Consider the following 15,169-nt stretch of genomic DNA (forward strand, 5'->3'; position numbering starts at 1 on the left):
ACAAATCATAACGTATTATACGTCTTTATTCAAGCGTTTCTCGCTCTCCTAATAAACGAACTGCATATACTTGTTCGCAAAATCCTTTTAAACCGTTATATATACGATGCATTCGCGAATCATGGTGTACAAGACCAAATACAGTTGGGCCACTTCCACTCATTAATACGGCATCCGCACCGAATCGTTTCATCTGCGCCTTAATACGTGCAACCTCAGGATGCATCACAAACGTCACATCTTCTAAAATATTGCCAACAGTATCACAAATTCCTTTATAGTCCCCGTCATTAATAACTTCAACCATTTTATCTACATTTGGATGTGTAACACGATTTAATTTTAAATTTCCATACACATCAGCAGTAGATACACCGATGTGGGGCTTTGCTAAAATAACCCAACAAGAAGGTGGAGTCTTTATATGTTCAATTTTTTCTCCTCTTCCAGTGGCAATTGCAGTTCCGCCATATACACAGAACGATACATCTGATCCAATTTCTGCGCCAAGCTCTGCTAATTCCTTAATTGTAAGCCCTAAATCCCATAACTTATTAAGGCCGCGTAATGTCGCTGCTGCATCACTACTTCCACCTGCTAATCCAGCTGCTACTGGAATCGTTTTTTCAATAGTAATAGATACACCTTTTTTTACATTAAACTTCTCTTTTAATAATTTCGCTGCTTGATAAGCTAAGTTGCGTTGGTCGTCTGGGACATACCGATTATGGGACAAAATTTCAATACGGTCTTCTGCTAATTCCATTAGCTCTAAACGATCTGCTAAGTCGATTGTTGTCATAATCATTTTCACTTCATGATATCCATCTTGTCTTTTTCCCAGTACATCTAACGACAGATTAATCTTTGCTGGTGCTTTCACTAGTAGCTTCAATCTATTCACCCACTCTATGTACTCAATCTTTTATCGTTTATTTTACCATAAATTTATAGTAAGACGATGAAACTTCCCTAATTATAACGAAAAGCATTCAGAATGAAACTACTTATGTCAAATGATGGCACCTTTTAGCGTGCAAAAAGCCGAGGAATCTCTCCTCGGCTACCGCAGCATAGAAAGTATCTTACAACTACTGGTTTTGCTTCATTAATTGCTGTTCTGCAATTTCTATAGCACGTTTCACCATATTACCAGCATCTTTCGCACGAATTCCGCCCCATCCTTCTTTCTGAACAACATCATAAAAGCCAAGCTCTTTTGCAAGCTCTTCTTTAAATTGATTTGACATGACTCCTCTTCGTCTACTCAATGCAGAGTCCCTCCTTATTTTGCTACGGTATAATTAGTATGCAAAATAATATAGCTTTTCATTTATGGAAATATATGTAACAAGTAACACATTAATTATAAAATGCTTCATTATGAGGTTCATCGTAAAATGTTAACTCTACTGTCTCTGTTAAAACATCTGCATAACTATAAGATACACGTTGCAATGCATCTTCTTGCTGATCTAACTGGACAACAAACACAGAACGATACGTTTCTGCAAGTACACCCGATTGCTCCACAGTTTTTCTTCTTCCGCTATTTGCCTTTAACACAAGTCGCTGTCCAAGATGGTGATCTAATTCGCTTTTAATTTCATCTAAACGTTTTGACATATACCTTGCTACACCTCGCTGTAATTTAGATTGAACACTTAAAACACGATATATCTATCCCAATTATTAACCGCAATTTACAGACAATATCATTATAAAAGCATCATGCGTTCGAATAGATAGAAGAAATACTATATTGTACAAGTATCATTGTATAGTCTGCACATTCTTGTCGCTTTTTATCCAGATTCATTTAAATCATTTCCACATAAAAAAGCAAGATACGTATGTACCTTGCTCATTCATCATAATGTTGAAAGGGTAATCCCGTTCGTAAAATCCCTCTTGTTTCAATTCCGCCTAGTCCCTTTTCACCAGTAATTGTATTACGCACAACGTCCCATACATTGACTCTTTCCATAAATGAGGTGAAACTAACTTTGCCAACTACATATACCGGATCTAGAGCATGAATATTAATTCTAGACGGTGAACTAGCAAAATTAGCACCTGCTCGAATCAACGCCTCAAAGTGTGATTGACAAGCCCCAGCAAAAATAACGAGTTGATCTAATGATGGATACTTTTTCCGCACTTCTCGAACAGCCTGTACAAAATGTCTAGAATGTCTATATGCTGCCAAATCTCCTATAACTCCTTTTGACTTTGTATAGGCATCATGTCCTGTAATAACTAAAATGTCTGGGCGAAAATGATCTATTAAGTCTACTACCTTTTCATGCATCTCCGTTTCCTTACAATGAATACCTTGAACAGGAACGCCTATTTTATTATATAAATCTAAGCACTTGCGCAAATATAAAGGATCTCCATCTATATGCAATACACGCCCTGGCATTTGAAAATAATTCACTTCACTTGTATATCCACCAGTTGAATTATGTTCATGTCTTTGTTTCATCAACACGTAATCTTGCTGAAACAACCGGTAAGTACGCTCCATCGTTTCTTTTTCACGCTTCACTCTATTTTTATGTTCTCGTTGATCTATACTAACTAAATCTGCAAGTGGTGCATCCGCCACAAGTCTAATTTCCTCTCCAAATAATATTGCCATATCGCCTTTTATTTCTATAATACGAAAAAGAATATCCCTATTATGAGAATATCGTTCAACTAATTCTCCAACATGTAAAGCCATTCTCCTACCTCCAAACTCGTTAGGCCATCTTACCTGTTTTTAAAGTATGAATTTAGGAAAGAAAAGGTGACAAAAGGGACAGTTCAAGTTGAACTGTCCCTTTCATATTCTTATGACAATTTATGAAGAATTAATGCATTACTTAATGTTGCAAACTCTTCGATAGATAGCGTTTCGCCTCTTCGCTTCGGATCAATTCCTACCTCTGTTAAAATTCGATCCAACAGCTCTTTATCTTTCGGGAAACCATTTAAATTATTTGATAAGTTATTCATTAAAGTTTTACGACGCTGTGCGAAACTTGCTCGTACTACTTCAAAGAAGAAAGTTTCATCTGTCACTTCTACAACTGGTTTAGGACGCTTTAGAAGACGGATAATCGCAGAATCAACATTTGGTTGTGGCACAAACACTGTACGCGGTACAGTCATAACTGTTTCTACCTCTGTATAATACTGAATGGCAATTGATAAAGAACCATACTCTTTCGTTCCTGGTTTAGCAGCTAAACGATCCCCAACTTCTTTTTGCATCATAACAACAAATCCACGAACCGGTAATTTTTCTTCAAGCAATTTAAATAAAATTGGCGTTGTAATATAGTATGGTAAGTTAGCTACTACCATTACATCTTGCCCTTCTTCAAATTGCTCACTAAACACTTCATGTACATCTGCTTTTAGTACATCTTTATTTATAACTGTAACGTTGCTATATGGAGCTAACGTCTCGTCTAAAATTGGTAATAATCTCTGATCAATTTCAAAAGCCACTACTTTTTTAGCACGCTTCGCCAATTGCTCTGTTAACGCACCGATACCTGGTCCAATTTCAATTGCGCCACTTTCTGAACCGATTTCTGCGTGATCAACGATACGATTTAATACATTTGTATCAATTAAAAAATTTTGTCCTAAACTTTTTTTGAATGAAAATCCATACTTTTCAACAATGTCTTTCGTACGATTTGGTGTTGCGATATCCTTCATTTTTTTTCCTCCTGTATTACTTGCTTATAAGCTTCTGCAAATGATTCCTTTGAAACTTGAAACATTTGTAAACGTTTATGTAACTGTTTTGCGTTTGTATAACCAATCTTTAATAGCTTACCCACTCTTTCTCTGCGACTCTTTGCCATTTCTCCGCCCACTAAGCCCGCATCGACTAGATCACTCCAACTAATTTCACTTGTGTAAGCTTCCATTTCTTCATGTATATTCTCTAAAGCACGGCGAATCGACTCATTAGAAGCATGTTCGATTCCAACGCCTTTCTTCCTTTTCGCAAGTGCTTCTTCCTTCGGTAAAAAAGCATGCTTACATCCAGGAACCTTGTCAGAAATAATCTTTCGAATACGCTCTCCAGGATAATCTGGATCTGTGAAAATAATAACGCCTCGTTTTTGCTGCGCTAATTTCACTCGCTCAATAACATGATCACCGATTGCTGAACCGTTCGTTTCGATTGTATCTCCATCAACAGCACGTTTAATCGCAACTGTATCATCTTTACCTTCTACAACGATAATCTCTTTAATTTTCATGCTTGCCTCCACACTCATTTCATCTCTACTTAGTAAAACAAAAAAATGACGACTTTTCCATTATTATTTTCCCAATCTTACATTTTAAAAAGTAGAAGAGAAAAATCTTTGTTCACTCCCCTTATTGTAACACTTCTATCTCTATCTTAATTTATCCGCAATATTTCTACACTTATGTTATGAGTAAATAGTGGGTTCTTATCATTTCTATTATCTCTCTTCTCAAAAAACAAAAAAAGAATGGGACTCCCCATTCTTTTTTATTCAACACCAAATAAGGCTTTGGCATTCTTTGTTGTTGTTTGTGCTACTTCCTCATAAGAAATTCCTTTTAAATTCGCAATTTCTTCTGCTACCAGTTTTACATAACTCGGTTCATTTCGTTTCCCTCGAAATGGGTGTGGTGTTAAATATGGACAATCTGTCTCTATCAATAATTTTTCTAACGGAATCTCCATAGCAACTTCTTTCGGTTTCTTGGCATTTTTAAATGTTACTGGCCCACCTAATGAAATTAAAAAGTTCATATCGACACATCGCTGCGCTACTTCTACACTACCGCTAAAGCAATGCATAATGCCTCCTACTTCAGCTGCATTCTCTTCCTCTAGGATATCAACAATATCTTGAGTTGCATCGCGGTTATGTATAATAATCGGTAATTTCACCTTTTTTGCTAATGCAATTTGTTTACGGAATACTTCCTTCTGTATTTCTTTTGGAGACTTATCCCAGTGATAATCTAATCCCATTTCTCCAATGGCAACTACTTTAGGGTGAGCAGCTAATTCTTCTAACCAAGCTAAATGTTCTTCATTCATGTCGATTGCATCAACGGGATGCCATCCAACTGCAGCGTAAATAAAATCATAATCCTCTGCTAATTCAATTGCTTTCTTTATCGTTACTTCATCAAATCCAACAACAACTGTATAGGTAACTCCCGCTTCTTTCATCCTCGCGATAACTTCTTGTAAATCTTCTTCAAATTGCTCTGCATTTAAATGTGAATGTGTATCAAACAACATAATAAATAGCTCCTTTTATATTGAAATCAATTCTCTCATAGAAAACTACGCTCTTTCTAACTTAACGATAACAATACTACAATTTTAATGCAAAAAAAGGGAATGTAAAAAGAAAAAAGACGCTTCACCAATGTTACACGTGAAACATCTCTTTTCTTGTCTCAATTACTTGATTTTTGTACCGTTTGGTAAATTTTGGTCAATTGATGCTAATGACAATACGCCATTCTCTTCACCTGCTAAAATCATACCTTGTGATAATTCACCACGTAATTTTACAGGTTTTAAATTCGTTACACAAATAACTTTTTTACCTTTTAGTTCTTCTGGGGAATAGAATTTAGCAATCCCAGAAACCACTTGACGCTTCTCTGTACCTAAATCAAGCTGAATTTTTAACAACTTATCTGCTTTTTTCACAGGTTCAGCAGATATTACTTCAGCTACTCGTAATTCTACTTTAAAGAAATCATCAATTGTAATTTCTTCTGCCTTTGGTTCTTCTGCTTTTTTCTCTTCTACTTTAGGAGCAGAACCTTGCATTTGTTCTTTAATATACCCCACTTCTACTTCCATTTCCAAACGAGGGAAAATAGGGTTTCCTTTTTCTACTTTTGTTCCAGCTGGAATACATCCAATTGTAGATAGGCTTTCCCAAGATTTATGCGCCTCTTCAGTAAGCCCAAGTTGAGCAAACATCTTACTTGGTGCTACTGTTAGGAATGGCATAAGCATAATACCTGTTTGACGAAGTACCTCAGCTAAGTGGGCCATTACAGACGCAAGTTTTTCACGATCATTCTCATCCTTCGCTAATACCCATGGCTGCGTTTCATCAATATATTTGTTCGTACGGCTAACTAATTGCCAAATGGAACTTAACGCTACAGAGAACTCCATATTCTCCATTGCCTCTTCTACTTTTTTCAATGTATCTTTGGCAAATGTCACTAGCGTTTCATCGAACTCAGTTACATTTGCTTTAAATGCAGGGATTTCCCCATTAAAGTATTTATCAATCATAGCTACTGTACGATTTAATAAGTTCCCTAAATCATTCGCTAAATCAAAGTTGATTCGCTCAACAAATCCTTCTGGTGTGAATACTCCATCAGATCCAAACGGAACTTCGCGAAGTAAGTAGTAACGCAATGCATCTAATCCGTAACGATCAATTAGTGTAACTGGATCTACTACGTTTCCTTTTGACTTACTCATTTTTCCATCCTTCATTAAAATCCAGCCATGAGCAAAGACTTTCTTCGGAAGTGGTAAATCTAAAGCCATTAAAATAATTGGCCAATAAATTGTATGGAAACGAACGATTTCTTTCCCAACTAAATGGACATCTGCTGGCCAGAATTTTTTATACTTCTCTTCATTTTCTGTTCCATATCCTAATGCAGTAATATAATTAGACAACGCATCTACCCATACGTAAATAACGTGTTTTGGGTTACCTGGAACACGAACTCCCCAGTCAAATGAAGTACGAGAAACAGCTAAATCTTCTAATCCTGGTTTAATAAAGTTATTAATCATTTCATTTTTACGGGACTCCGGCTGAATGAAATGAGGGTTATCTTCATAGAACTTTAATAGTCGGTCTACATATTTACCCATTCTAAAGAAATACGATTCTTCGCGAACAAGTTCTACAGCGTGACCACTATCTGGGCTTTTCCCACCAACTACTTTGTCACCTTCCATAATTGGATCTACTAATTGATGCGCTGTATAGAATGTTTCATCTTGTACAGAATACCAACCTTCATATTCATCAAGATAAATATCACCTTGATCTACTAGCTGCTTGAAGATTTTCTCAACAACATCTTTATGACGATCTTCAGTTGTACGAATAAAATCATCATAAGAGATATCCATCTTCTCCCAAAGTTCTTTAATCCCTGATACAATGTTATCCACATATGCTTGTGGTGTAACATTTAGTTCTTCTGCTTTCTTTTGGATCTTCTGTCCATGCTCATCAGTTCCTGTTAAATAATGAACATTGTATCCTTGCATACGCTTATATCGTGCCATCGCATCTCCTGCTACTGTCGTATAAGCATGTCCAATGTGTAACTTTCCACTTGGATAATAAATTGGGGTAGTAATATAAAAGGACTTATTTTCCTCTTTCATCGTTTTGGACCTCCCGAATAACCTCATATGTATTTATAAACAGTATATCAAAAACTCATATATAAAGTGAAACTTTAATCCGTGGGGAGGGTTCATCCCCCATGGATTATTAGTTGAACCAATCGGGCTTTTACGAGCAGTTGATCTCCCACCTAACTTCTTTGCTCCGGCTAAATTTTGAAGTGGGAGTCTTACTGCTCGTTAATGCGGGATAAAAACGAGTTAATGCTCGATATCTTTATCATCTATTACTCATATTCAAAAAAAATATACAATATTTTTTTTGAAAAGTATAAATATTATAAAAAAATAATACGAAACAATTATAGAAATGACTCACATTCTATTATATATAAGAAGTATAAAAATCTATAAATCTTTTTTAAAAATATAGAATTTAAGAATTGACGGAAATGTAAATGATTGGTATCATATGTCCATAGGGTATTTTGTCGAAAAATGACGAATCAAAAAATAGACTCGAAACTTATAAACTATTTATTTAGGAGGAAAAGAATTATGAAATCTACTGGTATCGTTCGTAAAGTTGATGAATTAGGTCGTGTAGTAATTCCAATCGAATTACGCCGTACTTTAGGTATTGCAGAAAAGGATGCTCTTGAAATCTACGTGGATGAAGAAAAAATCATCTTAAAGAAATATAAACCAAACATGACTTGCCAAGTAACTGGTGAAGTATCTGATGGTAACCTATCTTTAGCTGAAGGTAAAATTATCTTAAGTAAAGAAGGCGCTGAACAGGTCTTAAACGAACTTCAAGATTATATCGAAACAGCAAAATAAGCTTCTCAATTATGAGAAGCTTATTTTTTATCAACATGATAGATTTGATATACCTCACGTTTCGACAAATCTCGGTCTTTAGCAACTGTTTTAATCGCTTCTTTTGAATTCATACCTTTTTCATTTATATAATGTTCAATATGATTATATACTGAAATAGCTTCCCACCATTGTTCTTCTTGAGTAGGTTCTTCTGTTGAACCTGCTACTAAAATACAAAACTCACCACGAACTTCATTTTGCTTCGTCCACTCAATCGCTTCTTCAATTGTTCCACGAATAAACTCTTCAAATTTTTTCGTTAGCTCACGACATAATACGATTTCCCTATTTCCTAATACTTCTTGCATAGAGATTAAAGTGTCATCTAAACGATGCGGTGCCTCGTAAAACATCATTGTAGTTGGAATATAGCGTAGTTTTTCTAATTCAAGCTTACGTCCCTTTTTATTTCTTTGCAGGAAACCATAGAAATAAAAATGTTTTGTCTCAAGTCCTGATGCAATTAATGCTGTAAGAGCCGCATTTGCCCCAGGAAGCGGAATAACATGATATTGTTCTGCTACAGCCTCTACAACGATATCATAACCAGGATCTGAAATACATGGCATACCAGCATCGCTCACAATGGCTACAGTCTTACCTTCTTCTAACTTATCTAAAATTTTCCGTCCACTTACTCCTTTATTATGCTCATGATAACTCATAACTGGTGTTTCAATTTCAAAGTAATTACAAAGTTTCTTCGTTTGCCTTGTATCTTCCGCAGCAATAATGTCTGCCTCTTTTAAAATTCGGATTGCCCGAAATGTCATATCCTCTAAATTTCCGATTGGAGTCGGTACTAAATATAAAACTCCCTTTTCATTTTGCTGAAAGCTTTTTTGCTGCCACATAGCGTTCTCCTTTTTGCATATATTCTTCTTTTTGTTTCCTCGTTAACTGTTTAAAGTGATATTCAGCTTGCATAGCCGTTCGTTTATCCTCATGATCCTCTACATATTTTAAACCAACTGGAAGCCTAGCGCGGGTATATCTAGCACCTTTTCCACTATTATGGGTCTGAATCCGTTTTTCTATATGATTTGTATATCCAGCATAATAACTTCCATCAGAACACTCCACCACATAAAAACAATGCTTATTCTTCTCCATATAAAATTGAACGAAGCTCCTTTGTATATTCGTTGTTTTCTTCATATACAAAAAGAGGTGGTAAGATTTTTAAATCTGCATTCCCATCCTTAATTCCTTCAATTAACAATGTATTCGCTTCTTTACCAGCCTTAGGATAAACAAATCGCACACGTTTCGGTTCGATTTTGTATTTACGCATTAATGTGACGATGTCGAGTAAACGACCTGGACGATGTACAAATGCTACTTTCCCACCCTGTTTCACTAACTGGCTACTTGCATATACAACATCCTCTAATGTGCACATAATTTCATGACGAGCTATCGCTAAATGTTCATTGATATTCTTCTCAGAAGTTTGTGGTGTTTGAAAATAGGGAGGATTACATGTTACAACATCATATTGATGACGTCCAAGTTTCTCCGGCATATCTTTCAAATCTCCATGGATTAAATGAATTCTTTCTTCTAAATTATTGTATTGAACGCTTCTTATTCCCATATCATATAAGCGCTCTTGGATTTCTACACCTGTAATTTTCCCTTTTGTCCTTGTACTTAATAAAAGAGGGATAACTGCGTTACCTGTACACAAATCAAGTAAATTACCTTTTTGAATTGGCACCCAAGCAAAATCTGCAAGTAAAACGGCATCCAAAGAAAAATTAAATACTGATGGACTTTGTACAATCTTCATATCTTGCGCTAATAAGTAATCTAAACGCTCATCTTCATATAAATTCATATATTGCTCCCTTTCTTACACTTAACCTACCCTATTTCATCCTCTATTAATGTAAAAATAAATTTCATTCTACCCTCGTGTATAAAAAATTACCTTTCCAATTATATTGGAAAGGTAATCTCACTTTTTATTTAAAAATGACAGACAGAATAAACAATCTCCCTCTTTACGTACACTTCCATAATGTAGATTGCAAATATGAAAACCTTCTTGATATAGTCTCGCTAGGTTATCGTAGCCTTCACCAATATCTGTCTTCGCCTTCATTTCTTTGCGTTTTTGAGTTTTTTGTTTTTCCTTGTTCTGCACTTCTTCAAAACGATGTCGCAAATTTTCATTTTCCATTTTTATATGTTGGTTTTCTTCCAATAATTCTGCAAGATGTTGTTTTAATTCTCCCAACTGTTTGTATAAATGTCCAATTTGCTCTTCCATACTAGAAACCGATGCAAAAATATCCTTTTTCTCCACAAGCACCCACCTCATTAATCTGTGGTTTGACTCGAAACGACCCCTTTATTAATTAATTCATCTAACGTATATTCTACTATCCGTTCCTTGTCTACTAGTTCCACTTGAATTAATCTTTCTAAAATATTTAATCCGATAACACGGCCAGTACCTTGCGGTGTTTGTATACGTTGATCTAAATCAGGAAGTTGTTCCTTTGCTGCCTCATATTCATCATTCTCATATTTTAAGCAACACATTAAGCGACCACATAAACCAGAGATTTTTGCAGGATTTAATGATAAATTTTGATCCTTTGCCATTTTAATGGATACAGGTTCAAAATCTCCTAAGAAAGTAGAACAACAAAGCATACGACCACATGGACCAATACCACCAAGCATTTTTGCTTCGTCACGAACACCTATCTGTCTCAGCTCAATTCTTGTCCTAAAAATTGCCGCTAAGTCTTTCACTAGTTCCCGGAAATCAATCCGACCATCCGCAGTAAAGTAAAAAATAATCTTATTACGATCGAACGTATACTCTACATCTACAAGCTTCATATCAAGATTATGTTCTCCTACCTTTTGTTGACAAACTTGATATGCTTCTTTCGCAGCATGCCTATTCTCTTCAACAATGGTACGATCATTTTCATTTGCAATACGAATAACTTTTTTAAGCGGTAATACAACGTCGTTTTCATCAACTTGCTTTTTGGTAATAACTACTTTTCCGTATTCAATACCTCTTACCGTTTCTACAATTACAAACTCATTTTCTGAGATATCGAACTGATTTGGATCAAAGTAATATACCTTTCCGGCCTTCTTAAAGCGAACACCTACTACATCATACAAAACGGTCATCCCTCCTGCAACCGCAACACTAACTGTTCGAACACAAGCTGCGCATTTACATTAGCGTTGATTCTATTTTTTGCCTCTAATATATTAAAGAGAGCTGATACAATGCGCTTCTGAGCATAAGAAAAGGATTCAAACATCTCTTTCTGCTCATGAAAAACAAGACGATCTTCTTCTCCAAGTTGAACATATAATAAATCCTTATAAATAAGGAGTAACATATCTAAGCCTTGCTGTAATTGTTCTTTCTCTCCAAAGTGCTTCCCCCATTTTTCTTGTACAAAAAAAATAGAGGCCTTATCTTTTTCGAGCGCTTCACATAATTTTATCACTAAAGCTCTCGCTTGTGCAAACCATTCATCATTACACATTAATAAAGCTTCTTCAAAACTGTTTGTAAGCTGCGCAGCAAGTGTAGATAAAGAAACTGTAATACCCTCTTCCTCTAATCTCTTAATTAAAGATTTTGTAGGCAACGGTCTAAATGTAACAACTTGACAACGAGATAAAATTGTATTTAAAATCTGATGACTTTGTTCAGTAAGTAAAATAGCTGTTGTATCACTACTTGGTTCTTCTAAAAACTTTAAAAGCGTATTCGCTGCATTTGCTGTCATACGATCTGCATGCTCAATAATATATACTTTTTTATTTGCTTCTAATCCTGTTTTTGAAAACTCTTCTTGTAAATCGTGAATTTGCTGTTTTTTAATAGATAATCCATCTGGTTTTACAATATGTAAGTTTGGGTAGTTACCTGAATCAATTCGGCGACAATTCGTACATACATGACAAGGCTCTACACCATTTCTTTGTGAACAGAGGAAACTTTTTGCCATTTGAATTGCTGTGGCGAACTTCCCAGTCCCTTTCCCTCCCTCTAACAAGTAAGCGTGGGATATACGCTCTTTTGCAATGCTATTCATCAACATTTTGACACCGATGGGCTGTATAGCAGAAAGCTGCTCCCACGTATTTATCATACTGCATACCTCACTTATTTCATTCTTTCCTTCTATTATAACAATTTATCTTCTATAATCTGAACAACTTCTTCTATAAGTTTTTTCATTGGTTGATCAGCATTTACTAATACAATGCGATTAGAAAAACGCTCTACAACTTGTAAATACCCTTCACGCACACGTTTATGGAAAGAGATATCTTCCATGTCTAGTCGATTTACTTCACGTCCTGCATCTTTTTCAATTCGTGCTAAACCTACCTCTGGCTCAATATCTAAATAGATTGTTAAACTAGGCATACAATCTTCCGTTGCGAAACGATTAATTTCAAATACTTTATCCATACCTAAGCCTCTTGCATACCCTTGATACGCTAAAGAGCTATCTATAAAACGATCACATAGTACAAGATAGTTTTCCTCAAGTGCCGGCATAACTTTTTCCACTAAATGTTGTCTACGTGCAGCAGCATATAAGAGCGCCTCTGTACGTGCCTCCATCATCGTATACTCTTGTTTATGTAGAATTGTTCTAATATCTTCAGAAATTGCAATACCACCCGGTTCCCTGGTCGCCATTACCTTTTGTGCCTTTTGCTCAAAATATGGTAATAAACTTTTAATTAATGTTGTTTTACCCGAACCTTCTGGCCCTTCAATTGTTACAAATAATCCCTTCATCCTAAAACCTACTTTCTATATCATACACGTTCATATATTTCGTACTACCTTGAAAACGAGCCCCTGTTTTCTCTAAATGAGTAATTTGCTTTGTATGTTCTTGAGTAATTCTCTCTCCATACATGATCAATGGAATTCCAGGTGGATACGGAATCACCATTTCTGCCGCTATCATACCAACGGCTTCTTCTAGAGATACTAACTTCGTTTCGTATCTCTCTAATTGTTTATACGTATACGGTAAAGGGGAAATTTCCCCTTTATAAGTATAACGAATTGATGCTGTCTTGTCTTTTACCTTATATTGCTGCAAAGCTACTCGAATTATCTCTATAGCTTTCATATACCCCTCATTTACTTGTAACGGTAATATAAATAGGACGTTATATGGATCTGCCATTTCCGTATATATACCGACCTTTTCAAATACAGACTGTAATTCATACCCCGATAACTGACAGCGAGTTTGCACCGTAACCTTTAATTCGTCTTGCGATGGATATTGCAAGATGGCTATTTGTGGGATAGATTGCAAGCCTTCTTTAAATCGGCGTAAAAACTCAACAATTTCATCATGACCCTCTTCCTTTATAACTGCTATTGCAAAACGTGCTATATCAAGAGAAGCCATAATTGGATACGATGGGCTACTAGATTGTAGCATACTTAAATAGGAGGAAACTTTTTCTTCGCTCACCAAACGGCTATTTATATGTAAATAAGATCCCATTGTCATCGCAGGTAATGTTTTATGTGCGGAATGAACCACAATATCCGCACCATAAACTAATGCTGACTTCGGGAAGGGGTCCCCTATACAAAAATGTGCCCCATGGGCTTCATCTACTAGAACAGGAATTTTATGTGCATGTGCGTAAGCGATACTTGCCTCTAAATCAATTCCCATACCATAGTAATTAGGATGTGTTAAAATAAGTGCTTTTGCATTTGGATACTTTGTAATTGCCTCCTTAATAATGTCATCATGAACACCTACTGGTACGTTATGTACTTCATCAATCCATGGGTTTAAAAAGACCGGATTCGCCCCTGCTAATTTCAAACCATTAATGATTGATTTATGACAATTTCTTTGTACGAGGACAATATCATTTTCGCCGCAGCAAGACAAAATCATTGCTAAATTTCCAACTGTTGAACCATTAATTAAAAAATAACTTTTTTGCACGCCATATACTTCAGCTAATAATTGCTGTGCTTCATCTATACATTCAAACGGACTATGTAAATCATCTAATCCTGTTAACTCTGTTACATCAATCGATAATATGTCCTTAAACCCCCCTGAAGCTTTCTTAGGGAAGTTTAAACCATTCTTATGACCCGGAACATGAAAAGATAGTAGTCGCCTTTCTTTAAATTCCATTAACGCCTCATATAAAGGCATACGATTTTGATTCATATACATCTCTTCCTTATTATTCATTCTGTATCTATTATACAGATATTAGGGCAAAAAAAATAATAGGCATAATGCCTATTTAAAAATATGATACTTCTAATTTTCGCAGTTGTGTTAAATAATGTATATACTTTGGGTCATTTGTTTCAGTATTCACCAGATTTCTTTCGCACTCATAACATATTAAAYTATTATATACATATATTCCTTCTCCTCTTTTTGTCTCACAAACGATGCAAATTTCACTTGGTAATTTCATAATCTTTCCTCCCTTTTTAAGTAAACATATTATATACCTCTATTCCTTAACAAATTTCCGGAAAATATACATCAATTTCTTATATAATATGATTTATTCTTGGGCAACGTGTTTGTATTACTTATGTATTCCCTTTACTTCTTTCGTGTACTGTTTAAAAACAAAAAAACACAAGTCAAAAGACTTGTGTTTTTATCTTGCTTGGCGACGTCCTACTCTCACAGGGACAAGGTCCCAACTACCATCGGCGCTAGAGAGCTTAACTTCCGTGTTCGGTATGGGAACGGGTGTGACCTCTCTGCCATCATCACCAAACTATTGAAGGTATATTCCTTCAAAACTAGATAACATTTGCTTCATATTATATGGTTAAGTCCTCGATCTATTAGT

18 protein-coding genes and 1 rRNA gene are annotated in these 15,169 nt (G+C 35.6%); 1 reads left to right on the top strand and 18 read right to left on the bottom strand.

The genetic code is table 11. The features are described from left to right. Positions 1 to 25: 25 nt before the first annotated feature. The 8 genes from ispE to metG all read right to left on the bottom strand — a co-directional run bounded on the left by ispE (position 26) and on the right by metG (position 7,447). The gene (ispE, locus tag AC1DTM_RS04325) at positions 26 to 895 is read right to left on the bottom strand and encodes a 4-(cytidine 5'-diphospho)-2-C-methyl-D-erythritol kinase (protein ID WP_131232837.1); all 870 of its coding nucleotides are present in this window, start codon (positions 893 to 895) and stop codon (positions 26 to 28) included. Between the two features lie 196 nt (positions 896 to 1,091). Then, positions 1,092 to 1,271: an acid-soluble spore protein SspF gene (gene sspF / locus AC1DTM_RS04330; protein WP_001985066.1), complete on the bottom strand. Its 180-nt coding sequence runs from the start codon at positions 1,269 to 1,271 to the stop codon at positions 1,092 to 1,094. Positions 1,272 to 1,362: 91 nt separating this feature from the next. Further along, positions 1,363 to 1,626, bottom strand: a complete 264-nt coding sequence (veg, locus tag AC1DTM_RS04335; RefSeq protein WP_002107294.1) for a biofilm formation stimulator Veg — start codon at positions 1,624 to 1,626, stop codon at positions 1,363 to 1,365. A 238-nt stretch (positions 1,627 to 1,864) separates the two neighbouring features. Then, entirely contained in the window at positions 1,865 to 2,728 is an 864-nt protein-coding gene (gene yabG / locus AC1DTM_RS04340) for a sporulation peptidase YabG (RefSeq protein WP_016106814.1), read from the bottom strand. A gap of 110 nt (positions 2,729 to 2,838) precedes the next feature. After that, positions 2,839 to 3,717, bottom strand: a complete 879-nt coding sequence (gene rsmA / locus AC1DTM_RS04345; protein WP_002091590.1) for a 16S rRNA (adenine(1518)-N(6)/adenine(1519)-N(6))-dimethyltransferase RsmA — start codon at positions 3,715 to 3,717, stop codon at positions 2,839 to 2,841. Further along, positions 3,714 to 4,271: a ribonuclease M5 gene (rnmV, locus tag AC1DTM_RS04350; RefSeq protein WP_002159637.1), complete on the bottom strand. Its 558-nt coding sequence runs from the start codon at positions 4,269 to 4,271 to the stop codon at positions 3,714 to 3,716. The genes rsmA and rnmV overlap by 4 nt, the downstream gene beginning before the upstream one ends. A gap of 260 nt (positions 4,272 to 4,531) precedes the next feature. Next, positions 4,532 to 5,299 carry a TatD family hydrolase gene (locus tag AC1DTM_RS04355; RefSeq protein WP_016106813.1) on the bottom strand — a complete coding sequence of 256 codons (768 nt, stop codon included), beginning with the start codon at positions 5,297 to 5,299 and terminating at the stop codon, positions 4,532 to 4,534. Between the two features lie 165 nt (positions 5,300 to 5,464). Further along, positions 5,465 to 7,447: a methionine--tRNA ligase gene (gene metG / locus AC1DTM_RS04360; protein ID WP_002029324.1), complete on the bottom strand. Its 1,983-nt coding sequence runs from the start codon at positions 7,445 to 7,447 to the stop codon at positions 5,465 to 5,467. A gap of 519 nt (positions 7,448 to 7,966) precedes the next feature. On the opposite strand from metG, the gene AC1DTM_RS04365 reads away from it, so the two are divergent. Continuing rightward, positions 7,967 to 8,251: an AbrB/MazE/SpoVT family DNA-binding domain-containing protein gene (locus AC1DTM_RS04365; protein ID WP_002063374.1), complete on the top strand. Its 285-nt coding sequence runs from the start codon at positions 7,967 to 7,969 to the stop codon at positions 8,249 to 8,251. Positions 8,252 to 8,271: 20 nt separating this feature from the next. Here AC1DTM_RS04365 and rsmI read toward each other — a convergent pair whose 3' ends face one another. The 10 genes from rsmI to rrf all read right to left on the bottom strand — a co-directional run bounded on the left by rsmI (position 8,272) and on the right by rrf (position 15,094). Beyond that, entirely contained in the window at positions 8,272 to 9,147 is an 876-nt protein-coding gene (rsmI, locus tag AC1DTM_RS04370) for a 16S rRNA (cytidine(1402)-2'-O)-methyltransferase (RefSeq protein WP_016106812.1), read from the bottom strand. Beyond that, positions 9,116 to 9,406, bottom strand: coding sequence for a GIY-YIG nuclease family protein (locus tag AC1DTM_RS04375; RefSeq protein WP_002107287.1), 291 nt, complete (start codon positions 9,404 to 9,406; stop codon positions 9,116 to 9,118). The genes rsmI and AC1DTM_RS04375 overlap by 32 nt, the downstream gene beginning before the upstream one ends. Next, positions 9,393 to 10,133, bottom strand: a complete 741-nt coding sequence (locus AC1DTM_RS04380) for a tRNA1(Val) (adenine(37)-N6)-methyltransferase (protein WP_016106811.1) — start codon at positions 10,131 to 10,133, stop codon at positions 9,393 to 9,395. Before AC1DTM_RS04380 ends, AC1DTM_RS04375 begins: the two co-directional genes overlap by 14 nt. A 120-nt stretch (positions 10,134 to 10,253) precedes the next feature. Continuing rightward, a complete protein-coding gene (gene yabA, locus AC1DTM_RS04385; protein WP_002009639.1) occupies positions 10,254 to 10,604 on the bottom strand; it encodes a DNA replication initiation control protein YabA in 351 nt (116 codons plus the stop codon). 14 nt (positions 10,605 to 10,618) lie between these two features. Then, positions 10,619 to 11,446 (bottom strand): PSP1 domain-containing protein, encoded by an 828-nt coding sequence (locus tag AC1DTM_RS04390; protein ID WP_002144546.1) that lies wholly within the window; start codon positions 11,444 to 11,446, stop codon positions 10,619 to 10,621. 5 nt (positions 11,447 to 11,451) lie between these two features. Then, positions 11,452 to 12,435, bottom strand: a complete 984-nt coding sequence (gene holB, locus AC1DTM_RS04395) for a DNA polymerase III subunit delta' (protein ID WP_002159641.1) — start codon at positions 12,433 to 12,435, stop codon at positions 11,452 to 11,454. Positions 12,436 to 12,470: 35 nt separating this feature from the next. Then, a complete protein-coding gene (gene tmk / locus AC1DTM_RS04400) occupies positions 12,471 to 13,097 on the bottom strand; it encodes a dTMP kinase (RefSeq protein ID WP_002107283.1) in 627 nt (208 codons plus the stop codon). Position 13,098: 1 nt separating this feature from the next. Continuing rightward, a complete protein-coding gene (locus AC1DTM_RS04405) occupies positions 13,099 to 14,520 on the bottom strand; it encodes an aminotransferase class I/II-fold pyridoxal phosphate-dependent enzyme (RefSeq protein ID WP_016106810.1) in 1,422 nt (473 codons plus the stop codon). Positions 14,521 to 14,599: 79 nt separating this feature from the next. Beyond that, on the bottom strand, positions 14,600 to 14,779 hold the full coding sequence (locus AC1DTM_RS04410) for a sigma factor G inhibitor Gin (protein WP_477000053.1): 180 nt from the start codon (positions 14,777 to 14,779) through the stop codon (positions 14,600 to 14,602). A gap of 199 nt (positions 14,780 to 14,978) precedes the next feature. Next, positions 14,979 to 15,094 (bottom strand): 5S ribosomal RNA (rrf, locus tag AC1DTM_RS04415). Positions 15,095 to 15,169 lie beyond the last annotated feature (75 nt).

The organism is Bacillus sp. P4_D3 (assembly GCF_056401855.1).